The following is a 20,202-nucleotide window of genomic DNA, read 5'->3' as shown; positions in this document are numbered from 1 at the left end:
TGTTGGGATGCCCCTATGCGATTCATCAAGCGTTATACGGTGTTATGAACTTTCAGCCAGACCTGGTACCTTGGCGGGATGAAAAAACGCAGACCCTACCCAACGGATGTATCGGATGAAGAGCGGTACTTCGCCGCTCCGTACCTGACATTGATGAATCAGGACGCGCCTCAACGTCGCTACGAATTGCGCGAGATGTTCAACGCCTTGCGCTGGATTGTCCGCGCGGGTGCACCGTGGCGTCTGCTGCCCAGTGACTTTCCGCCGTGGGAGACGGTCTACCAGCAGACGCAACGCTGGATCCAGGCCGGCTGTTTCGAGACCATGGTCAATGACCTGCGTTCGATTATCCGCGTGGCGCAGGATCGCCTGGGTCAGCCCAGTGCAGTCATCCTCGACGGCCGCACGCTGCAGTCGGTGTGCGAGAGCGGTCCACGCGCAGGCTATGACGAGTACAAGCGTAAGAAAGGCAGCAAGGTGCACATGGCGGGATACATTGGGACAACTGCTTGCGGTGCATGTGACGCCTGCCAACGAACAGGAGCGTGCACCGGTCGGGGAACTGGCGCGACAGGTCCAGCAGGCCACGGGGCAGACAGTGAGAATCGCGTTCGCTGCCCAAGGCTACACCGGCGAAGAGCCTGCACAGGCCGCGCTCGATGGGGGCATCGAGCTTCAGGTGGTCAGGTTGCCGGAGGCGAAAAAGGGATTTGTACTGTTGCCGCGTCGTTGGGTGGTGGAGCGCAGCTTCGGCTGGCTCAACCGCTTCCGCTGACCGACTAGAGACTACGAGCGATTGCCCGAAACCGTGGCTGGTCTGCATTTCGTCGTGTTCTCCGTGCTTATGCTCGTCCACTTTGCATTCCTTAACAAAAGTGCATAACATCTTCTAACAGGCATGTTTAGGGTGACGTTGTGCCGTTTGCGCGCGTTGCGACACATGGGCAACTCCAACCTCATCAAACGATGGCAGTACACGGTCGATTCATTAGCATGGGTGAAGGAGTTTGATAATGATCAATTCACCATTCGTTTTACACTGTTAATCTTCCAACGAATATAGGTATTTCAGGACAACGGAATCGGGGAAGAAGATGGCAACAGGTACAGTAAAGTGGTTTGGCGAGTCAAAGGGCTTTGGGTTTATCACACCAGATGATGGAAGCACTGATGTGTTTGTGCAGTTCTCTGAAATCCGTATGGATGGCTTCAAGACCTTGTGGGAGAACGTACGAGTGAGATTCGACGTAAAAGATGGCCCTAAGGGCAAGCTTGCGACAAGAATCGAACTACTTTGACTGGCGTTGCTGCACATATCTTTTGACGGCGTGGCGCGCTGACGTCTACGTGCAACAGCCGGGAGGAAGCCCCAATACGATTCCTGCGTACAACTTCGATTTAGTTGACCGGCGTGTTGCGCAGTGACTATGGGACTGAAAAAGCCGCCGCACGGAAGAGCTACATCAAGGTCAAGGGCGGCCAGTGGAAATGTTTGCACTCGACCGCATAAAAAAACTGCTGCCACACGCAGTTGTTCGGACTGAACTACATATCAATTATTTTGATGTTAATTGTCTTGTGTCCTCTCCTACCCACGAGGCAAACTTCTACCTCGTGCGGGCAGTGTGCGGTAACCAACTGGGCTCACCAACGATTGAAAGATTGATTCAGAGTAGTGAACGGCACCTCTTAAATCAGTAGGATCTGGTATGGTCGTTGAGTCACTAGCTCCTCAAGAATGGTTGGACACCTTGCTGATGTTACACGGTGAATCACCACGCGTTTCCAATATCTACTTCGTAAATTTATATGGCAGAACTCGCAAAAATTACCGATGACACCCTTGGCACTGTGCAAATTTGGGGGTTCCATGGGGAATGCAACGTAAGGGACGTCGCAGCGGCTCTTGAGGAGATCGCTGCGGGGCTAAAGGGCGGCGGCCATACAATTCACGTGATGTCGGGCACCCACGGCTGTTGCGTGGGGCGAGTCGGTGCTGTCGCAACACGCGAGCAAAGGTTTGCGGAAGAAGATCGGGCTCTCGCCCACCCCATGACGGCAGACGACAAGACCATTGTTGTGGCTGTCCACGACTTCAATACGAACAAGCTGCCGGCTCCCGACTATGTGTCCGCAGCGATGGCCAAGCTCAACAAGGACATCCGCACGATCGTGGCAGAGACGCCCGGAACTCCTACATTCCTGCTCGCCTATTGCTGCAGTGCAGGCACGAAGTAGCAGTGATGGGTTCCGCGGCTCTGGTGCAAATAGCGCGGGGGCGAATCGGTTAAGGTGTCGGGCTGAACGAATTGAGAACCGACGATGAGCAAGCTGAAGAGCCTGGACGAACTGTTTGCAGGCCGTCACTTTGACCGCGATGTGATCATTCTGTGTGTTCGCTGGTACCTGCGCTACAAGCTTAGCTTGCGCGATCTGGTCGAAATGATCGCGGAACGGGGTCTGTCGCTGGCCCTCACGACGATCCTGCGCTGGGTGCGGCGCTTTGCGCCGGAGTTCGTCAAACGGTGGAACCGCTTGGGCAGGCCCACCGGCCAGTCCTGGCGTGTTGACGAGACTTATCTCAAGCTGCGCGGAAAGTGGGTCTATCTTTATCGGGCGGTGGATCGGGTGGGCCAGACGGTTCACTTCATGCTCCGTGCAAAGCGCGACGTGGAGGCGGCAAAAGCCTTTTTCAGGAAGGCAATCAGACATCAGGGCCAGCCACCGAAGAGCATCACGCTTGATGGCTATGCCACCTCGCACCGCGCCGTGCGCGAGATGAAGGCCGATGGCTTGTTGTCTGAGGACACGAAGGTCCGATCCTCGAAATATCTCAATAATCTGGTCGAGCAGGACCACCGCAGCATCAAGTCCCGGACGAAAGTCATACTCGGCTTCAAGCGTTTCAGGAACGCAGCGATCACCCTCTCTGGTATTGAGCTGGTACATCGTATTCGCAAGGGACAATTCGGTCTCGCGAAGCTCGGCCTCAAAGATCCCACTGCGCCCGCAGTCTGGGAGGCCGTCCTGTCTGCTTGATAACGTATCCTCCATATAAGAAAAATCTCGTGCAGACCGCCTATGTGCACCAGAGCCGCGCTTCGCGCGTTTTGCAATCGCAGGGCCTGCTGTCGCATTTTCCGCGGTCGTTGGTTTTTCCATAGCTTATTGTCGAGAACCCGTGGGCGCAGTGTTCTGGACATTCCTTATGGCATTCGGTGCGCCCATTGAAACTGCGATGAATGAGCCGGGCGTGTTTTTCCAGACGCTTTTCGGATACCTTGCGGTCGTTGCCGTTGTCAGTGGGAGTAAGCGGATCCGCTTCAGTTGGAAATGGTTCGCCCCCGGTCTCGCTGCGGCGTTTTGTGTAAGTCTTGCGGCCACGTGGATGTTTGCCGATCTAGGAGTATGCCGCATCATGTGAAAGTATGGCCAGGTGACTCGATTTACGGATCGTTGTCCTGGTGAATTCTCTTTCAGGAGATTGTGGGTGCGAGGCGTTATTCGAATGGGAGACGCAACAAGTGATGGCGGCCGCGTGGCGACTGGACAGAATCGGTCGACGGTGATGGGCCGGCGTGTTGGCGATAAACGCACCTGTCCTCGATTTGGACACAGGGATTGCGTGATTATCGAGGGTGATAGAATGTCAGAATCGATGGGCATGCGGTTGCGTTCGATGGTCACAAGACCTCGTGCGGGGCCGTCCTGATCTCCTCAGTGGCAACGTCCGGCTTGGCGTGAAAGGCAGGTGAGCATATGAGCGATCCCTCTGAACATGATTCAGATGCGAAGCAACCCAGGCAATCATCTCTCCTATGGCTATCCGGCGTAGCCCTGTGGGCGTTCCTGATCCTCCAGATCTACTTCTGGGCGAATGGCCCCTATGAATTTGGCGATGCCCTCGTCAACGGACTGATCTCGATATTTGTGAGCGTCGCTGGTTGCGTTCTGCTACTGCTATACGCGCTTGTGTGCCGTCCGTGGCGTTCGCACAATGATGGCCTAGGCTTTTGGCACCAGATGTTGATCGCGCTATATGCTGTTTTGTACCGGTGCGCGGTGTTAACGAGAGGGCATTGATTGCCCACATCGATCGCGTATGGGTTGTGTGACGGGCAGTTGTAGATTGATGTGCCGGGATGGCTCCCGCTCATCCAGCTACGGCGTCAGATACAGTTTGTCCGGAACCTCACATCTCCTACATCCGTCGGCCCGATTGGAAGAAATACATCACACCACATCGAGATGACCTGGCTCCGTTGGCAGAGTCGTAGCTGCACGCAGCGCCAGCGACCTACAGTCGTACGCGTACCCCGTGCACAGGCTCACCGGACGGCCACCGCGCAAACTTGCTGCGATCTGGTTGAGCGCTTACCGCCTCACATCGCAAAACTCACACCATCGCAGGGCATTGAGTTCGACTGCGGCCGCGCTTGAAACCCTTACCGATCGACGCATGGCGGTGTTGGCTCAAGTTTTGCTTTTGCTTTTCGCGGGACCATTACGGGTGGATTGAATGACGACTGAACACGAAATCAAATCTCACGGCGCTGCTGTCTCAGCCGGCGTTTTTGCGCGCGCGCCCCACACGGTTGCGGAGCCTGCGCGTGCAACGGACCTGCGACCCTTGTCTGGACGGATCACGGGGGACTGCGTACACGCAGGAGGAATGCCGCCACCTCGCGTTCGAATGGATCGCGCCAACGTACATCGCGCTCGTCGAGCGTGGCTTACCGAGAGTCGTCGCGCGAGGCAGTTGTGCACGGCAATGGGCGGAGTGCATGGAGTCGACTGGATTACGGCTGGGCCGTGCGAGGGCAGGCGCATCGCATTCTATCGGGCAACACCTACGGAGGCGGCATGACCTGCATTGTGGCGCTGACGGATGGCAGGAAGGTCTGCATGGGTGCCGATTCGGCTGGAGCAAATGGTCGGTCCATGAGCACGCGCGCCGACCCCAAGATTTATCGGGTGGGGCCGTTCCTGATCGGCTTCACGTCGTCCTTCAGGATGGGGCAGCTTCTCGGCCATAATCTGACCGTCGCGCCGCGCCCTGAAGGTACCGATGTGCTGGTCTTCATGTGCACGACGTTCGTTGAAGCGGTACGCGCTTGCTTTACCCGAGGTGGATTCGCACGCAAGGACAGCGAACGGGAATCGGCTGGCACTTTTCTGGTCGGGTACGAGGGGCGCATTTTCCGGATTGGCGACGACTATCAGGTTGGCGAAAACGCCGTGAACTTCGATGCCTGTGGTAGCGGCGAACAGGTGGCGCTGGGCTCGCTACATACCACCGCCGGAATGCCGATGCGGCCAGAAATCAGACTCGAACGCGCCCTGGCTGCGGCGGCCGAATTTTCAATGGGAGTCCGTGGCCCGTTCCGGATAGAAGTGCTGGACGGCCAGACCGCTCAACGGTCGAACGACGAAGCGGTAAGCGACGTTTGATCTAGCAGCCGCTCACTGGCGACGAATGGGTGGTGGTCGAGTCGCTCTTCGGCCCGCAGACACGTGGCCCTGCCGTCCGCGCGTCGCCAGTCTGCGGGCTGAACGCCATCCTGCATGTGCTCACCAAGAAATGCCGGTGGGTGCATCTGCCGCAGCACCTCGGCTACCCGTCCCACATTGCCGTCCGGCATAACTCTAGGCGCTGGCAGCAGAAGGGCACGATGGACGTCGTGGTTGCGGCTCTGGCGCAGCACGGTCGCGTACTGAGGCCGGCCACGCCCCAGAATGAGATCGGTGTAGACGTCGCGCTCGGTGGGAAGGACAAAACGGTAATCACGCCGCGGTACGACAACGACTTCGCCGAACACCGCGTAGTTCTCCAGGAAGATCAAAGCGGGAAAACTGAAAGTGGATGAAAGCAACAACGTCTTCAATTATTTTGGAATGCGTAGTATTCCGTCACTGATTTTCTGTGTGAACGGAAATGAATACGACGGATTGGCCGGGACGTCTTCTTTAAGGTTGAAGGACGAATGCCGGGCTTGCACGTGTTCATGGCCGGGAATGTGCGACAGGCGTTGTGGCGGAGAACGCGCGGCGCGAGTCATACGCGGCGCTTCCCATGCCGCGCATGACCAACACCTACATGTTCAATGGCGACCAGGATCGGCAGGAAACTATCGAGTCGGTGAAGAACGGCCTGTACGCGGTGAATCCCGGCGGCGGCCAGGTCGACATCACGAACGGTAAGTTTGTGCTCTCGGCGTCCGAGGCGTACATGATCGGGAACGGCAAGATCACCGGCCCGGTGAAGGGCGCGCCGCTGATTTGCAGCGGTCCTGAACCGGTGAAGTACGTGAGCATGATCGGCAACGACATGTCGCTCGACACGGGCGTCGGCGTTTGCGGCAACGAAGGCCTGCGCGTACCGGTCGGCGGCGTTGTTGCCTGAATACAGAGGAATTTCCATGCTGCCTACCGCAACGATTCAGGATCCGAAGGACTACAGCATCAACGGCCGATTCGTCCGGCGCTTCCTCCGATTGGCGCGTCCGTATTGGACGCGCCCGCGCGCGTGGCGTTCATGGCTCGTGTTGGGCGCATGTACTGCCTTTTCGATCGTGGACACTGCACTCGGTGCCAAGCTGTCGTTTCTCACCAGAGAGATGAGCGATGCACTGGTATCGCGCCACGCGGTGTCCTACTGGCACCTGTTCACCCTTTTTACGTTGGTGGGCCTGGTCATCAATGGCGGCGTGGTTAGCCTGTTTTTCAACTTCGTGGTGAGTCGGTTGACTTTCCACTGGTGGGCGTGGCTGACACGCGACCTGGTGCGGCGTTATCTGAATGGCCGTGTGTATTTTCGTATCGAGCAGGACAACGATGTCGATAATATTGACCAGCGAATCCAGCAGGAAGTCGGGCCGTTCTGCAGCATGGCCGTAACGTTGCCGTGGGTGTTGCTACACGCGGGATCTGGATTGGCGGTTCAGGGCTGGATCCTCAAATCGATTGCGCCAGCGTTGTTTTACGGTGTGCTCGCCTATGGTGCCGCGACCACGGTCATTACGTGGTGGCTGTACCGCCCGTTTATTCGCCTGCAGTTCGAATCGACCGTGGCGCAAGCCGATCTGCGCTTTGGCATCCTGCATGTACGGAACTACGCCGAAACCATTGCTCTGTATCGCGGCGAACAGGCAGAGGGCACGAGCATCGGGAAACGCTTGCAACGGGCGGTTCGTATCGCAGTGGCGACCTTGCAATATCAATTCGTCATGAATGCCGCAGAGGCCGGTCTCGGCTTGATCTGGACCGTATTGCTGGTGCTGGCCCTCGTGCCATTGTATTTCAGTGGAAAAACTACATTTGGAACGATTACTCAGGGTGTCGCTTCTGCAGAGCTGCTGCGGGGCGCGATCCAGCGACTGACAGGATTCGTGCCCACATTTGCAACGGCGGCGCCTCACGTGGTACGGCTAGCGCAGATCGTCGAGAAAGTACAGGCAGTCGAGCGGGAAGGCGCTGGTCGGGACAACACGATCACGCTTCGTCGTGGCCAAGCCATCCGGTTCGATCGTCTCACCGTCGAGACGCCCGGACGGGAACGCACGCTGTTGCGGGACCTGTGCCTGACGCTTTTCGCTGGCGAGCACCTGCTGATTATGGGGCAGACCGGAGTCGGTAAAAGCTCATTGTTGCGGGCGATGGCGGGGCTGTGGCGCGCGGGTAACGGCACGATTACGATGCCGGACTCCGATGAAGTGCTGTTCTTGCCACAACGGCCGTACATGCTACTGGGTAGCTTGCGCGAGCAGATCCTGTATCCGGCGACAACCCGGGCGTTCACCGACAGCGAACTCCAGGCATTCCTGGTCGAGGTATCACTGCCTGATCTTGCTGCCCGGCATGGTGGCTTTGATAGTGTCATCGATTGGTCGCGCGTGCTGTCACTCGGCGAGCAGCAACGGATAGGCTTCGCGCGTGCACTGGCTGCCCAGGCGCGTTACGTTTGCCTGGACGAAGCGACGAGTGCGGTCGACGTGGCAACGGAAGCGCGGCTGTACCGGGTGCTCGCCCTGCGCGGCATGACCTGCGTGAGTGTCGGGCATCGACCGTCGTTGCTCGCGTATCACACCTTGGTGCTGGAGCTGCAACCGGATGGGAATGTGCGTTTGGTCACCGTCGACCAAAGCCGAGAAAAGGTGGGGCGCCGAGCCGATCACTGTAGAGGCGTACCTTCAGACGATGACCGATCAGCCGCGACGGGGCGCTGTACAGGACGCAACGCACGGTAAACGTGCCGCGTGTCACGCGCGCCTCTTCCTCGGCCAAGCAACTCTGTGAACGCTGCTAGCGGCGTTTGGGAACACCAACAGTTGTTCCTGCGTATGCACGAGCCGTTCAACCTATTCATATTCGTCACAGTCATATCGATGGTTGATTCAGGACAACGAACGTCTTTCAAAAGCAGCGCTCAAAGGATGTCCGCGTCGCTCAAATTGCTATCTGTCCGGCGCGCTCGTGCACAGCACGGCGAGAGTCACACACACACAAGCAAACGGCGCGGTCGCGGCATCGACTACCGGCACTTCATCGACTCGCTCAAACGCAAGAGCTAAAGTCGAATCTGGTGTACGGGGGAGTTGAGGCGGGAAGTTGAAGGCGGTGGAGGTTTCAACTGAGAATCTGATTGTCGAAGTCGGAAACCAGCAAAAAAACAAACCATCCACCATGAGCAAGGATACGGAAAAAGCAGTCGTCGGTCTATCGGGAGTCGGGCTTGGTCTGGACGAATTGGTTCATCACGGGGCGCGGCAAGTGATTCAGCAAGCGATCGAAGCGGAGCTGGCAGAGCTGATGGAGCGGTTCGCGAACGTCAAGACTTTGCAAGGGCAACGCGCCGTCGTGCGCAACGGCTACTTGCCCGAGCGCGAGGTGTTGACGGCCGCCGGCCCGATTGCGGTGAAGGTGCCGAAGGTACGCGATCGATCGGGATCGGGCGTGAAGTTCAATTCGACGATCGTGCCGCCATACGTGAGGAAGTCGCCTCGCGTGAGCGCAGCGCTGCCCTGGCTGTATCTGAAGGGCATCTCGACGGGCGACATGGGCGAAGCGTTGAGCGTGCTGCTGGGCGATGACGCCAAGGGCCTGTCGGCCAACGTGGTGAGCCGGCTGAAGGCGCAATGGGCCGACGAGCATGTGGCTTGGAGCCGTCGCGACATGTCCGGGTCGCATTACGTCTATTGGTGGGTCGACGGCATTCACACGGGGCTGCGCAGCGAGAACTCCGACGGACAATGCTTGCTGGTCATCATCGGCGTGAAACCGGACGGGAGCAAAGAGCGCGTGGCGATCGGCGATGGTTATCGCGAGACGAAAGCGTCGTGGCTGGAGCTGCTGCTCGGCCTGAAAAAGCGCGGTCTGAAGGCGGGCCCACGGCTGGCTGTCGGCGACGGCGCAATGGGCTTCTGGGCGGCGCTGGAAGAGGTGTTTCCGACCACGCGTGGCCAGCGCTGTTGGTTTCATAAAATGGGAAACGTCATGAACGCCCTGCCCAAGTCGCAACAGGCTCGAGCGAAGGCCGACATGCAATCGATCTGGATGGCCGCGACACGCGCCGACGCGCACGCTGCGTTCGATCGTTTCGTGTCGATCTATGCGGCCAAATATCCGAAGGCGACCGAGACGTTGAAGAAGGACCGAGACAGCTTGCTGGCCTTCTACGAGTTTCCTGCCGAACACTGGCAGCACTTGCGCACGACCAACGCGATTGAATCGACGTTCGCCACGGTGCGCCACCGTACGACGCGCACGCGCAACTGCGTATCGCGACCAACCTTCCTCGGGCTCGCATTCAAGCTGATCGAGGAAGCCGAGAAAACCTGGCGCCGTATCAACGGCCCGGAAAAGATCAAGCTGTTGCTCGAGGGCGTTGCCTTCAAGGACGGCGAACCGGTGCAAGACGATCGGCCGGTTCAGCAGAAACTCGCCGCTTGAAATCGGTCGTCACGATGCTGCCCATACACCAGACTTGACGTTAGCTCCAAACGCAAGCCGCAGGGGCGTTGTCACGTTAAGGTATTCGAGACGCAAGTTCGCGCAGGACGTACATTTGCTCAGAAATCGGACGGATCTTGGGTGAGCCCAGTGAAGCGATGCCACCCGGCAAAGCGTGCGGCGAGCTGATTGCGATAGAGTGATGCACGCAGTAAATGTCGCTTGAGCGCGAAGTGCTGGCGAATTGGTCCGAAGCTCGATAAGAACGCTTGTGTGCGATCAGGATCGCGGAAACCACGCATCCGGCGTTCGCGCTCACGCGTGGGTTGATGGCTATTTTCGGCACGGTTGTTCACCCGAGCACTGGCTTTGACGAATACGTGTTTGATGTTTGCCAGTTCGGGAATTTCGGCCTTCGCGGCCTGATAGCTGCGCAACTGATCGGTGACAATCCTTCGCGGCGCGTCGGGACAGGCGGCCAGCACGCGTTTGAAGAAGCGCTTTGCTGCGGCCTTGTCGCGACGTTTCTGCAGCAGGATGTCGAGTTCGGCACCGTGCTGGTCGACTGCCCGCCAGAGCAGATAAGGCTCACCGCGCAACGTAACGAAGACTTCGTCAAGATGCCATGTGCTGCCAGGTTTGCGGCGAGCAGCTTTGACGCGATGTGCGAAGCCCGCGCCGAATTTGTCGCACCAGCGGCGGATCGTCTCGTAACTGACGATGACACCGCGCTCGAACAGCAGTTCTTCAATATCACGCAGGCTGAGTTGGAACCGGAAGTACCCGACACCAGGCCTTGCCACGCGCGGATCGCCGCGCGTGGCGCGAGCCCGTCGATTCCGCCGCGCGAGGGAGCGAAGCCGTGGCCAGATCGCACGCCTGGCGCAATGCAGCTATTGCCGCTATCGAAGGAAGCAGCAGGCGCGAATGGAAGCAGGCGACCGGCTACCACCGGCGATCGCTCGCTGAGACCTTGATGTACCGGCTCAAGGTACTCACGGGCTCCAGTATGTGGGCGCGCGCGACTGGCTCGCAAGCCACCGAGGTGTCGATCCGTGCGGGTGTACTCAATCGCATGGGAGCCCTCGCTCGCCCGCAGTCCGTCCGTATCGCCTGAGATTGAGAGCACAGAGGTCATGTCGTCTTTACGCCTGATTTCCTGATTTTTGCAACAATGCCGCTTGCATCGCAAGACAGGCGTCGATATCGGAACCAGAACCAGAGGGTGCGCTTGCAGCCACGCCCCTGTCAGGCAACGCGCTCGCGTTTAACGTGCAGAAAACTGCCGCCTTATGATCTCCGTCATCCGCTCGATATGCGTTAGCAATTCGGGCACCGCCGTCGCCTCCCAAAAGCGTCTTCTAAGCGCGGGGCCAATATAAAAGAGCGATGGATTGCTACAGCCATTGACTCGAACCACGCGGTAAGACTCATCAACACACAACCCCGCCCAGTCAAATTTTGCAATCCCGTCGCGCCGTAACTGATCAAAAAGGGAATCACGCGCGTGTACTATCGGCCGATGTAAGCGATCTGCATGCGGTCCTGTATCTGACGCTATAGCTGGATGAGCGGGAGCCATCCCGGCACCGGTGCAATTCACGAAGTACGATGCGCGCACAACGCGCGAGCCCGTTGCTTCGCGCGGGCGAATAGCCAGCAGCAGCCCGTCGCCATGTGCGCTGATTGTCTCGATTCGCCCCCCCATAAGCGAGAGACGCCCACTCATCGTGAGTGACGCGACAAGCGCTGCCGTGGAAGCTGGCTGTCGGTGACGATGTGTGTCCCAGTAAGGCGCAATATGGCGCACGAAAGCGCGCCGGTCGGCCTCAGACCAGTTTGACCAGATCTGCGGTACCACAGGACGCAGGCTATCGATCACCTCACGCCAGTCACCGCCCCTCGCGCGATGTTCAGCAATGACTTTGCGTACGACGGTGATGCAATGCCTAGGGCCGGCAGTCAGTTGATCGAGAAGCGCCCGCCGCGCTTGTGGCTGAAGTTTCGGGGGTGACTGGCAGTGGTGTTGGGGCAACAAACCACGGCGGGACATAAGAGTGAAGCGCAACTTTTCGCTGCGCCGGTGCAACGCGTACACAACGTCGAGTGCCGTCAGACCAGACCCACACATGAAGAAATGGCTGTCATTCGGCACGGCCCCCAGTTTAACTGCGTCCCAGGGATTTGCGAGTAAACGCTGATCGAGTGAAGCGCCACCGGTCACTGGTACAGTGATGGAGCCGCGGCCATCGCTGTGCCCGGTCGCAAGGATGATCTGATCGGCAAAAATCTCCACACCCGTGTGCAAGTGAACCTTCGTTCGGCCATCCTCTGCCGGCACCAGCGCGACGGCGTATCCGTCGTGTTGAGAAAACTGATGCCTCCCGGAATTTTCGCCGGCTTGTTTTAGCAGATGCGCAAGATAATCACCGTACCAGGCGCGTGGCAGGAAATCATCGGGTTCCGCAGACCGGCCCCGCAGTCGGCAATAATCAACAAAGCCGTTGCCGTTGTCCCGCTCAACACTGAGGGCCCGTGCGGGGGCGTTCAGGAGCCAGCCCTCTTCGTCCGACCGATAAGCAATACCGCGCGCAACGCTATAGCTGTCATCGACCAGTGCGATCGACAGGGGCTTTGCGCTTTGATCCGATAGTAGCCATGTGGCCGTCATCGTGCCGCAAAAGCCCGCACCCACTATCACGATCGATACAGTCATTGCCACGGCTCCGATGGTTGTTAGTATCCGCTCCCGCAGAAAATTAATTTTGACATTCAGATGGATATTCGCTCCGATAGCGTCGCTTGCATCGGGGCACGTCAGGAAAGTTCTCTTTCCGGCGCGGATAGTCGGAAGCTGTGCCGCGCGTCCAGGAAGCGACTATGCGGTATCTCGCCTCAAGCTACAAAATCGATTGTTTGGATAACACTGATTCGCATCGCAAATGAACGTGAGCGAACGACTGGTATGACGATGGCTTCGCCAAATCCAGTAGGGAGATCCCATCGCGACAAGAACAGCAACATCGAACAGTTGCAAAGACCGTCAGGAACCATAGTCGCTTGGCTTTGTCCGGATGGGTACGAGTTCCCGTGCTATGGACGCGACTATGCATTTTTGACGCAAACCGGTTTGCCGAAGGCGTTCCACCGGTTCAGCAGGTTGGCGATGATTACGCCTCTGGTGTCGATTGGGGAGTTGAAGAGGACTTAGAGTTTGCTAGTCTGGGCAGACGACGGGCAAACGGAAAACGCGGTCGGGCCGGCCCGGCAGCCCGGCTTACAAACCTAACAAAGCTAGCCCTGCCGAACGTCCCGCGTGGGGGTAGCGAAGCCTTCGCGCGCCGCGCCTAAAATATCCGTCATCGGACAAATCTGCGGCCGCATCGCACACACAGACGCAAGGCCGGCATGAACGGGAAGCTCACAGGCGGACGGGAGCCACCATGCGGCACAAGAGGCGGCTTTGCTCGAGCATAATTTAACATAAATATATGTCGAATTTTAACTTAATTCGTACGCTTACGTGTTTAGTGAAAATATTCGATCTACTTATCTTTTTGAACATCAAACCTGTAGCACCTCCGCCCCCGATACCGAATGCGGAAAGAAAGATTACGATGTCAGACGGTCGAGCATCCATTCTGAACCCTGAAATTCAGGATGGGAGCCGCATATTTCTAGACGAGGACACTTCAGAATGTGCGAACCGAGATGAGCCTGAACGTGCTGGCATATAACATGAAGCGGGCGATCAAAATCCTCTGAGCGTGAGCCATGAAAAATCGCGAGCTTCGATTGCTCCAATCGCACGCTGTATCGCTCGACGCGAACACTCGAAGAGCGTTTTCACACAGTCTCGACCCGCTCTTGACGTTCGACTTTCCCGCACACCAACGACCGTTCTCATCAAAAACCCTTCAGTTTGAAGCCATATACCGTGGCATTTCCGCCACGTACGGCGTCGCGCCCTGTTCTATTGCCAGGACGGTGGTGAAATCGGCAGTCTGAAGTGCAGCGGTGTCTGCGCCCGCAATCGGACGTTTCCGCATGGCGCGCATCAGGATGTGGGTCATGTGCTGATAAAAGAGTTCGAGTTGACCTGCATCCGATGCGTGAGGTGCCAAGTGGAAAGCCTCCTCAAGCGCCCGGCGTGGGATATGAAAACGTTGAAGCCCGCGAATCACGCGAACCTGAAACACGACCCCATCACTGTTGTGAGGGATTGCTGCCCAAACCAGCGCGCCGCCCATGATATGCCTCCATTTGGCTTCAAACCTGATTCAAAGCTCGTGGCCCTATGATGGCCCTCAAAAAATACATTTCAAAAATGCGACCGCGTGGCTTTGACGTTTTCACCACGCGAGGATTGCGAGGTTTGATTGTCACGACGGCTATTGCGTGGAAAGATGTTGTTGGCATCTGCGCCGTTCAACAGTGGGTCTACAAATTCAGGCTCGAGCGGCTGGGCGAGGAGGGCGGCGAAGTGGGCTTGATACCTAACCCGTGCCGCGGCGAGCAGCCTGCGCTGGGTTGAGGCCGTTGTTGAGCACGACGCTCGAAAAACCAGTTCGTGCCATCGGCAGTAGTTGGTCGATTTGTGCGTCCGCATCGTTTATCCAAAGCGCTAACCAGACGCGTCACGCTGGAACTGGAATAGTCCGATCCCGTTCACACGGGCTTTTGGGGATGCACCGAAGACTCGCATGCAACCTGGCGAAGGCGCGTCCGAGGTCAGACCTCGTCCTCAGCGAACACGCTGTGCTCGGCAAGCACGGCGTCCTTGTCGACGCACTGCACATGCCAGTGCCCTGCAACGCCTGATCCGCTTTCGCGTTCAGTGCAGCACCAGAGTGCCTCGCCTGATTCCCCCTCGAACGGGCCAGTTTGGGCTTCCATGGCGAGGCCGTCGAGGATGAACAGGGGGCGCGCATCATGCTGATCGCACACCACCGTGCCGCGCGCATCGACCCGCAGCTTTCCCCAGTCGGGAAATTGGAGGCCGGCATGACCTTCGCGCGACCACTTGTGGGTGTCGTTGTCGAGCCAAAGGATCGCATAGGCATTCGGGTCAAGGCGGTCGAAGGTGCCGAGATGGAGCGTGATTCGCATGAATTTCTCCGGTCGTGTTCGTGGTTTCGTGACCCGCCACAGCAGTCGGCGGACATATCAACTGTACGTGCGGCGGCAAGCTTGTGTATGCGTCAGGGTGTCGCTTGCTGCCGCTTTATAGTTACCGGGGCGCCGGCGCGGCGCTTTCACGTCTACCGATTTGAATTCGGCAGGGCTCACGATTTCGATGTACTCGATGTCTGGCGCGTGTTCGAAGAGGACAGCGCCTGATGCACGCAATCGCCCGCTTCGACAAGCGTTTCCTTGTCGTCGTACACGAAGCGCGCCCGGTCTTTGAGCATACTGACGATATGAAAATCTGCCTCATGCCGGTGCCAGCCCGCGCCCAACTTCGGCGCAAGATTTGCCCTAAAAAGTTGCGCGACCACCTTGTGACCCTGACGATTTCCAGATCACGATAGACAAAGAAATCGCGCAGCCCACCGCGCGGGAATGACGTGTCCTGCGGCTTGACGTGCGAAAAACCGGTGGTGAGTCCGGTTTGCATGACAGGTCTCCCGAGTGCGATGGAAGAAGGGGCACCAGGTTTGGCAAGCACGACGCGTTCCAGCATCCTGAATTTGGCTTGGCACCCGGTGGTGGTTGCCCTGTCTCCCGATTTGTGACAGAACTAGATCGGCGTCAAGCTATCCATCGGCCGGCTCGCATCGACGCCTGGCTTCTGGCTGACGTACACCGTTCCTGCGAGAGCCAGCCCTCGTGGCACGTTGACTCATATGTGATACGTGATGAAAGTTCGCGATTGCGCCCCGGTCAGCGGCAGAGTATGAGCGCAGCGTCCGCCGTCCTTGCTGGTGCAGGGCGCTTCGGGCGGCATGTCGACTGCGCTCATTCAGGTGGGTCGTGCTGCTGGCTTCGAGGTGCGGGCCACGACGCGCAATGACGAGGGTGCCGCGATCGCCGAGCGCCTCGGCGCCAACCGGATATTCCGCCATGGCGATCAGTTGCCGCGCCGCGCTGATGCACTCGTCGACAACATCGGCGCCATGACCTGGGCGGACAACCTGGGGGCAGTCAAACGCGGCGGCGTCGTGGTGATCCACGGGGTCACGACCGGCCATGCCGCGGAAACCGATCTGCTGCGCATCTGTGTCGAGCAGATCGACATAGGCGGCACCATCATGGGCACGCACGAAGAGATGAAAGCCATGATGCAGTTCATCATCCGTAACGACATCAAGCCGGAAGAAGCCGCTGTCGTGCCGATGACGGAGGCTCGTGCGGCGATCGCCGAGATGATTGACGGCCGCACGCGGGGAAAGACTGGCTTCACGCGATGAGCGCACGGACGGATGCAATTCCAAGCTTTGGACACGGTGATGAAAATCGGTTTTATCGGCGCCGGCCTGATCGGCGGTGGCCTCGCTCGCCTGGCGGTGCAGGCGGGGCACGAGGTGATCGTTAGCAACTCGCGCGACCCGCGTACTCTTTTCAGCCTCGTTGCCGGCGGGTCGCGGCTGCGCCGGCACCGTAGCTGAGGCCGCCGCGCTCGGAGACGGGCTTCAGCGGCAGCCCTGGCTGCGTCTGGTCGAGTGTCAGCCGGACAGTCTTTCGTTTCAAAGGATCTTCAGATTCCGAATTTTGCCGATCGAGGGTGAGCGCTCAGCGATCAGGTTCGTGATGAATTCCGGCAGCAGCGCGCGCGGCACATTCACCGGTACATCGGCGATGACCCGAGACGGCACGTGAACGAAAAATTCTTTCGGCGCCGAGGCGAGACTGTGTTCGTAGCTGACGCGGATTTCCATGGCTTGATGTGCTGCGAGGTTATAAAGAAAAATGCGCAAGGCTGCCCGTGATGCGGAAGTCTCTGGCGTGCCGATTGCCTGTCAGAGACCGCACGGCGCGGTGCCTGTCTGCCTTCGACGCGCCGCCCGGGAACTGCTCATCGCTGAAGCCGAAGTTTCACTCCCGTGTCGGAGCATAGCGCCCATCGGCTATTGTCGGAGAGCGCGGACCTGCACGGGCAGACGGGTTTATTACAGCGTCGTACCCCATTTAAAACTGCGATAATTTCTATTATGTTAAATCTGGTGGGCGATCAGGTACGCCCATGACCATTCACTGCGGATCCCTTGGCCTGACCGGACAGCATGTCGGCGCGCCTCCCACTTTATTGATGCTACAATTGATGCAGAGTAGCATCAAACCGGAGGTCAAATGCGAACCACCGTTACCATCGACGACAGCCTTTACCAGCGCGCGCTTGAGCTTGCCGATCCTGACATGGACAAGGCAGACCTGTTCCGGGTGGCAATGCAGACGTTTATTCGCGTGCAGGCTGGCAAGCGGCTGGCAGCCCTGGGTGGTGCCGCACCCGATATGCCCGACATCCCGCGGCGCCGATCCGAGCCTGCGAACCAATGAGCGTCCTCATCGACACATCCGTCTGGGTTGATCATTTCCGTCGCGCCAACACGAGGCTTGTTCAACTGATCACGAGCGACCAAGCGCTGACACATCCAGTCGTGCTTGTTGAACTCGCCTGTGGCACTCCGCCAGCACCTCGCGCCCGGACGCTCCACGACATCGGGCTGCTGCAACATGCAACGCACGCGACTTGGACCGAGGTGATGGAGTTGATCGAGGCGAGACAATTTTACGGTCGAGGCTGTGGCAGCAGCGATCTTACGTTGCTTGCGTCAACCTTGATGACTCCCGGTGCATCGATCTGGACCCTGGACAAGCGCCTCGCTCAGCTCGCCGCTGAACTTGGCATCGCGTGCATGCATGACATCCACTAGACGCGTCACCCGGCACTACCGTCCGGATGAACACTATCGCCGCGGAACGGCCTCAGCATCACTAGCGGTTCTGTCGCGATAAGGATGGCAGGCCGAGCATGTTCCAATATATATCGGATTGCTTATGTCACCAGCGAATGGAACTGAGCGGCTGCCGTTCGGTCATCGCCCTCGTTTTTCATCTGCCCCTTGCGAATCATATGCATCACCTCAATACCAGAGAGAATGATGCGCGCACACCGAAAATCCTTGAAGCCCATCCATCGGTCTGATGATCCGTTTGATCGCTCGATGGTCCTGTTCCACGACGTTGTTCAGGTATTTGTTCTGCCGGATCCTGATCGGGGTTTCGCGGTCTGCGTTGATGGCTTCAAGTGCGGCCAGATTCGCGCCGCTTTTGTCGATAGTCACCGTCGCGGGTTCGCCATTGCGGGCGATCGATTTTTCGAAATATCGCCGCGCCGCAGTCTTATCTCGATGGGCCCGCAGCAGGAAGTCGATGGTGTTGCCAGCCTTGTCGACGGCGCGATACAGGTATTTCCATTGGCCATTGACCTTAAGTGGTCCGTCCTGAACAATTCGTTTTGCCGACAACCGGTGTTACGGTGATTGAAGGCCAGCAACGCGGCGGTTGAGCAAGGCCACCAGAATGAAGGCACAAAGAAGCCGCAGCTTCCTGAGGATCATTCGAAGATTGTGGCCTGCGCCACACAGCACCGCGTGCATCGCGTCGCCGAGCGCACCCTTGAGCCAGTTGCGATCGAGTTTTCCGTCTGTCTTCATGTGACCGATGGCTGGCTCGATCGCGCTGCGCCGTCTGATCATCGCGCGTAGTCCGCGTGTGATGCCCCGCCGCAAGCCCGGGTGGTAGATCTTCACACCATCGACGGCGACACCCTTGTAGCCACGGTCGACGATAGCGACCTCCGGCGTGGCGTCGCACAGGATTGCTGCCTGTTCTAGCGCTTCGGCCAGCGTGTGCCCATCGTACGGATTGCCTGGCATCGAGCGCATCCCAACCACCAGTCCTTCCTTGTGGGTCGTCGTGATCGACACCTTCATGCCGAACTCGTAGGGTGTGCGCACCTTGCCCTTCGCCAGACATTCAACCTCTGGCGCATGTAGTGCGTAGAGCTTGTTTTTGTCCTTCGGCTTCCGCGACAGCATTCGCTTCGTGCGCTCAATCAGCTCCTGCAGGACCGGGAGGTTTGAGTCCGCTACCTGGTCGACCTGTCGCTCCACATCGCGCATCACACGTCCAACGCGCGAACGTAACGTACGCAATGCCTTCCTCATGCGCTTGTACTGCTTCGCGTGAGCGTAGCGGCCAATCTGGCGCGCCAGGTGTGGGGCCTCGCGATTGTAGTTCTGCCTGAGCTTCAATCCGTGCCGTGCCGCAGCCTTCACCAGATGTTCGCGACACCGCTCGAGCAGGCGCGAATCGGTTGGATGGGCGATCGCCTTTTGCATGACCGTCGTGTCGACGATTACGCGCTTCGCGCTTGAGGCCTTGATCACGCCCGCGCGCTTCGCCGCTTCGATCGTCTCAGCCAGCAACTCCTCAACTCCGGCTTCCCCCAGGCGCTTGCGCCAGCGCGTCAGGCTCGACGGATCGATCGGCGGTTCGGTCTGTAAAAACGTTTCGCCGGTGAAGACTTGCCAATACGGGTTCTCCACCCATTGCCAGACCACTTCCTCGTCCGACAGATCGAACGCATGCTGGAGATACAACAAGCCAGCAATCAGCCTCGGTGAGGTGGCCGGCCGACCCTTGCGTGAGACGAAGCTCGCGCTCATCGACGCATTCAATCCATTCCAGTTGATCAGATCGGCCAGGCGCACCAGGGGATGCTTCAGGTTGATCTGCTCGCGCAGAGGATGCCGGAACAAATCGCCTTCGCTTACTGGTGTCTTCGGACCCATCCAGACCTCGACATAATTTGCAGGAAACAACCCAGAATCTGCCAGGTTCCTGCAAATGCATCAACAACTTTCCGCTCCAAACCCTTGCTGCACAAGGCCCTTCGAATTTTTCAGGTTCGACTCATTAAGGCGGGAAAGGAATTCGAAATGGTCTATGTGCCGGGCGCTGATCATGGAGCCCCCGGTATCTTCACCGAGCGTAAGCTCGTGGATTTCTTCGTTCGCAATGTTTTCGGGCAAGATCCGCCTAATTGGAATGCCACATCGACGCATTTTCCGTCGAGTTGATGACCCTTTATACTGATCGCCGTGACATTGAGTTCGTAGGATTTTTGTATAGTCACATTCAATCGTTTACGTTGGGCTCAGGACTGCTATTGCTTGCCTTCGTTGAACGCAAGCCCGCAAGATTCGTGTGGGAGACCGGCGCAGTGTCATCGCCGGTCGCTGAGCGTCG

At 58.3% G+C, this 20,202-nt stretch carries 19 protein-coding genes and 8 pseudogenes; 19 read left to right on the top strand and 8 right to left on the bottom strand.

Going from position 1 to position 20,202, the window contains the following annotated elements; all coding sequences use genetic code 11:
- Nucleotides 1-78: 78 nt before the first annotated feature.
- The 11 genes and pseudogenes from M3I53_RS36375 (at nt 79) to M3I53_RS36325 (ending at nt 9,948) form a co-directional block, all read left to right on the top strand.
- Nucleotides 79-883, top strand: a pseudogene (locus M3I53_RS36375) (IS5 family transposase).
- Nucleotides 884-1,094: 211 nt separating this feature from the next.
- A complete protein-coding gene (locus M3I53_RS36370; RefSeq protein WP_254320588.1) occupies nt 1,095-1,298 on the top strand; it encodes a cold-shock protein in 204 nt (67 codons plus the stop codon).
- A gap of 511 nt (nt 1,299-1,809) precedes the next feature.
- Nucleotides 1,810-2,238 (top strand): hypothetical protein, encoded by a 429-nt coding sequence (locus M3I53_RS36365; RefSeq protein ID WP_254320587.1) that lies wholly within the window; start codon nt 1,810-1,812, stop codon nt 2,236-2,238.
- A gap of 93 nt (nt 2,239-2,331) precedes the next feature.
- Entirely contained in the window at nt 2,332-3,039 is a 708-nt protein-coding gene (locus tag M3I53_RS36360; RefSeq protein ID WP_375542633.1) for an IS6 family transposase, read from the top strand.
- Nucleotides 3,040-3,208: 169 nt separating this feature from the next.
- On the top strand, nt 3,209-3,424 hold the full coding sequence (locus M3I53_RS36355; protein ID WP_254320585.1) for a hypothetical protein: 216 nt from the start codon (nt 3,209-3,211) through the stop codon (nt 3,422-3,424).
- Between the two features lie 66 nt (nt 3,425-3,490).
- Nucleotides 3,491-3,744 (top strand): annotated as a pseudogene (locus M3I53_RS36350) (PAAR domain-containing protein).
- 1,119 nt (nt 3,745-4,863) lie between these two features.
- The gene (locus M3I53_RS36345) at nt 4,864-5,451 is read left to right on the top strand and encodes a hypothetical protein (RefSeq protein WP_254320584.1); all 588 of its coding nucleotides are present in this window, start codon (nt 4,864-4,866) and stop codon (nt 5,449-5,451) included.
- A gap of 29 nt (nt 5,452-5,480) precedes the next feature.
- Nucleotides 5,481-5,867 (top strand): transposase, encoded by a 387-nt coding sequence (locus M3I53_RS36340; RefSeq protein ID WP_133190741.1) that lies wholly within the window; start codon nt 5,481-5,483, stop codon nt 5,865-5,867.
- 164 nt (nt 5,868-6,031) lie between these two features.
- A pseudogene (locus M3I53_RS36335) lies at nt 6,032-6,403 on the top strand (metallopeptidase TldD-related protein); the annotation flags it as partial.
- 16 nt (nt 6,404-6,419) lie between these two features.
- A pseudogene (locus M3I53_RS36330) lies at nt 6,420-7,970 on the top strand (ABC transporter ATP-binding protein/permease); the annotation flags it as partial.
- Nucleotides 7,971-8,682: 712 nt separating this feature from the next.
- Entirely contained in the window at nt 8,683-9,948 is a 1,266-nt protein-coding gene (locus M3I53_RS36325; RefSeq protein ID WP_254320583.1) for an IS256 family transposase, read from the top strand.
- A 119-nt stretch (nt 9,949-10,067) separates the two neighbouring features.
- On the opposite strand, the gene M3I53_RS36320 is transcribed toward M3I53_RS36325, so the two are convergent.
- Complete coding sequence (locus tag M3I53_RS36320) at nt 10,068-10,751, bottom strand: IS6 family transposase (RefSeq protein WP_309249570.1); 684 nt, start codon at nt 10,749-10,751, stop codon at nt 10,068-10,070.
- Between M3I53_RS36320 and M3I53_RS36315 the strand changes: the two are divergent.
- Nucleotides 10,734-11,065, top strand: a pseudogene (locus M3I53_RS36315) (IS5/IS1182 family transposase); the annotation flags it as partial. The gene M3I53_RS36320 and the pseudogene M3I53_RS36315 sit on opposite strands and share 18 nt — an antisense overlap.
- A gap of 150 nt (nt 11,066-11,215) precedes the next feature.
- Here M3I53_RS36315 and M3I53_RS36310 read toward each other — a convergent pair.
- On the bottom strand, nt 11,216-12,664 hold the full coding sequence (locus M3I53_RS36310; protein ID WP_133191211.1) for an FAD/NAD(P)-binding protein: 1,449 nt from the start codon (nt 12,662-12,664) through the stop codon (nt 11,216-11,218).
- 893 nt (nt 12,665-13,557) lie between these two features.
- Between M3I53_RS36310 and M3I53_RS36305 the strand changes: the two are divergent.
- A pseudogene (locus tag M3I53_RS36305) lies at nt 13,558-13,713 on the top strand (transposase); the annotation flags it as partial.
- A gap of 152 nt (nt 13,714-13,865) precedes the next feature.
- Here M3I53_RS36305 and M3I53_RS36300 read toward each other — a convergent pair.
- Nucleotides 13,866-14,198 carry a hypothetical protein gene (locus tag M3I53_RS36300; RefSeq protein ID WP_133191103.1) on the bottom strand — a complete coding sequence of 111 codons (333 nt, stop codon included), beginning with the start codon at nt 14,196-14,198 and terminating at the stop codon, nt 13,866-13,868.
- Between the two features lie 47 nt (nt 14,199-14,245).
- Here M3I53_RS36300 and M3I53_RS36295 point away from each other — a divergent pair, with 47 nt between their 5' ends.
- Complete coding sequence (locus M3I53_RS36295; RefSeq protein WP_254320582.1) at nt 14,246-14,482, top strand: hypothetical protein; 237 nt, start codon at nt 14,246-14,248, stop codon at nt 14,480-14,482.
- Between the two features lie 197 nt (nt 14,483-14,679).
- Here the strand turns inward: M3I53_RS36295 and M3I53_RS36290 are convergent, their stop codons facing one another.
- The gene (locus M3I53_RS36290; protein WP_028208655.1) at nt 14,680-15,057 is read right to left on the bottom strand and encodes a DUF3564 family protein; all 378 of its coding nucleotides are present in this window, start codon (nt 15,055-15,057) and stop codon (nt 14,680-14,682) included.
- A 57-nt stretch (nt 15,058-15,114) separates the two neighbouring features.
- A pseudogene (locus M3I53_RS36285) lies at nt 15,115-15,565 on the bottom strand (cupin).
- 328 nt (nt 15,566-15,893) lie between these two features.
- Here M3I53_RS36285 and M3I53_RS36280 point away from each other — a divergent pair.
- Together M3I53_RS36280 and M3I53_RS36275 are read left to right on the top strand one after the other, a co-directional pair.
- Nucleotides 15,894-16,358, top strand: coding sequence for a zinc-binding dehydrogenase (locus M3I53_RS36280; protein WP_133191105.1), 465 nt, complete (start codon nt 15,894-15,896; stop codon nt 16,356-16,358).
- Nucleotides 16,359-16,370: 12 nt separating this feature from the next.
- Nucleotides 16,371-16,556, top strand: coding sequence for an NAD(P)-binding domain-containing protein (locus M3I53_RS36275; RefSeq protein ID WP_254320581.1), 186 nt, complete (start codon nt 16,371-16,373; stop codon nt 16,554-16,556).
- A 78-nt stretch (nt 16,557-16,634) separates the two neighbouring features.
- On the opposite strand, the gene M3I53_RS36270 is transcribed toward M3I53_RS36275, so the two are convergent.
- Complete coding sequence (locus M3I53_RS36270; protein ID WP_133191109.1) at nt 16,635-16,826, bottom strand: hypothetical protein; 192 nt, start codon at nt 16,824-16,826, stop codon at nt 16,635-16,637.
- A 412-nt stretch (nt 16,827-17,238) separates the two neighbouring features.
- On the opposite strand from M3I53_RS36270, the gene M3I53_RS36265 reads away from it, so the two are divergent.
- Together M3I53_RS36265 and M3I53_RS36260 are read left to right on the top strand one after the other, a co-directional pair.
- Nucleotides 17,239-17,445 carry a type II toxin-antitoxin system VapB family antitoxin gene (locus M3I53_RS36265; RefSeq protein ID WP_133190593.1) on the top strand — a complete coding sequence of 69 codons (207 nt, stop codon included), beginning with the start codon at nt 17,239-17,241 and terminating at the stop codon, nt 17,443-17,445.
- On the top strand, nt 17,442-17,822 hold the full coding sequence (locus M3I53_RS36260) for a type II toxin-antitoxin system VapC family toxin (protein ID WP_133190591.1): 381 nt from the start codon (nt 17,442-17,444) through the stop codon (nt 17,820-17,822). Before M3I53_RS36265 ends, M3I53_RS36260 begins: the two co-directional genes overlap by 4 nt.
- Before the next feature lie 122 nt (nt 17,823-17,944).
- On the opposite strand, the pseudogene M3I53_RS36255 reads toward M3I53_RS36260, so the two are convergent.
- A pseudogene (locus M3I53_RS36255) lies at nt 17,945-18,383 on the bottom strand (IS6 family transposase); the annotation flags it as partial.
- A gap of 39 nt (nt 18,384-18,422) precedes the next feature.
- Entirely contained in the window at nt 18,423-19,745 is a 1,323-nt protein-coding gene (locus M3I53_RS36250; RefSeq protein ID WP_254320580.1) for an IS5 family transposase, read from the bottom strand.
- A 251-nt stretch (nt 19,746-19,996) separates the two neighbouring features.
- Here M3I53_RS36250 and M3I53_RS36245 point away from each other — a divergent pair.
- On the top strand, nt 19,997-20,202 hold a 206-nt coding region (locus M3I53_RS36245), incomplete at its 3' end, for a hypothetical protein (RefSeq protein ID WP_254320579.1).

This window comes from Paraburkholderia sp. CNPSo 3272, assembly GCF_024206495.1.
In the GTDB taxonomy this organism is placed as follows: domain Bacteria; phylum Pseudomonadota; class Gammaproteobacteria; order Burkholderiales; family Burkholderiaceae; genus Paraburkholderia.
The sequence above is the reverse complement of the archived record's forward strand: the minus strand, read 5'-3'. Positions and strand labels throughout refer to the sequence as shown.

What these genes read in the sequence shown, in the direction of transcription:
- M3I53_RS36345 (WP_254320584.1), top strand. Translation starts at nt 4,864, where the DNA reads ATGACCTGCATTGTGGCGCTGACGGATGGCAGGAAGGTCTGCATGGGT.
- M3I53_RS36290 (WP_028208655.1), bottom strand. Translation starts at nt 15,057, where the DNA reads ATGCGAATCACGCTCCATCTCGGCACCTTCGACCGCCTTGACCCGAAT.
- M3I53_RS36300 (WP_133191103.1), bottom strand. Translation starts at nt 14,198, where the DNA reads ATGGGCGGCGCGCTGGTTTGGGCAGCAATCCCTCACAACAGTGATGGG.
- M3I53_RS36355 (WP_254320585.1), top strand. Translation starts at nt 3,209, where the DNA reads ATGGCATTCGGTGCGCCCATTGAAACTGCGATGAATGAGCCGGGCGTG.
- M3I53_RS36250 (WP_254320580.1), bottom strand. Translation starts at nt 19,745, where the DNA reads ATGGGTCCGAAGACACCAGTAAGCGAAGGCGATTTGTTCCGGCATCCT.
- M3I53_RS36365 (WP_254320587.1), top strand. Translation starts at nt 1,810, where the DNA reads ATGGCAGAACTCGCAAAAATTACCGATGACACCCTTGGCACTGTGCAA.
- M3I53_RS36280 (WP_133191105.1), top strand. Translation starts at nt 15,894, where the DNA reads ATGTCGACTGCGCTCATTCAGGTGGGTCGTGCTGCTGGCTTCGAGGTG.
- M3I53_RS36275 (WP_254320581.1), top strand. Translation starts at nt 16,371, where the DNA reads ATGCAATTCCAAGCTTTGGACACGGTGATGAAAATCGGTTTTATCGGC.
- M3I53_RS36270 (WP_133191109.1), bottom strand. Translation starts at nt 16,826, where the DNA reads ATGGAAATCCGCGTCAGCTACGAACACAGTCTCGCCTCGGCGCCGAAA.
- M3I53_RS36265 (WP_133190593.1), top strand. Translation starts at nt 17,239, where the DNA reads ATGCGAACCACCGTTACCATCGACGACAGCCTTTACCAGCGCGCGCTT.
- M3I53_RS36260 (WP_133190591.1), top strand. Translation starts at nt 17,442, where the DNA reads ATGAGCGTCCTCATCGACACATCCGTCTGGGTTGATCATTTCCGTCGC.
- M3I53_RS36310 (WP_133191211.1), bottom strand. Translation starts at nt 12,664, where the DNA reads ATGACTGTATCGATCGTGATAGTGGGTGCGGGCTTTTGCGGCACGATG.
- M3I53_RS36295 (WP_254320582.1), top strand. Translation starts at nt 14,246, where the DNA reads ATGATGGCCCTCAAAAAATACATTTCAAAAATGCGACCGCGTGGCTTT.
- M3I53_RS36325 (WP_254320583.1), top strand. Translation starts at nt 8,683, where the DNA reads ATGAGCAAGGATACGGAAAAAGCAGTCGTCGGTCTATCGGGAGTCGGG.
- M3I53_RS36370 (WP_254320588.1), top strand. Translation starts at nt 1,095, where the DNA reads ATGGCAACAGGTACAGTAAAGTGGTTTGGCGAGTCAAAGGGCTTTGGG.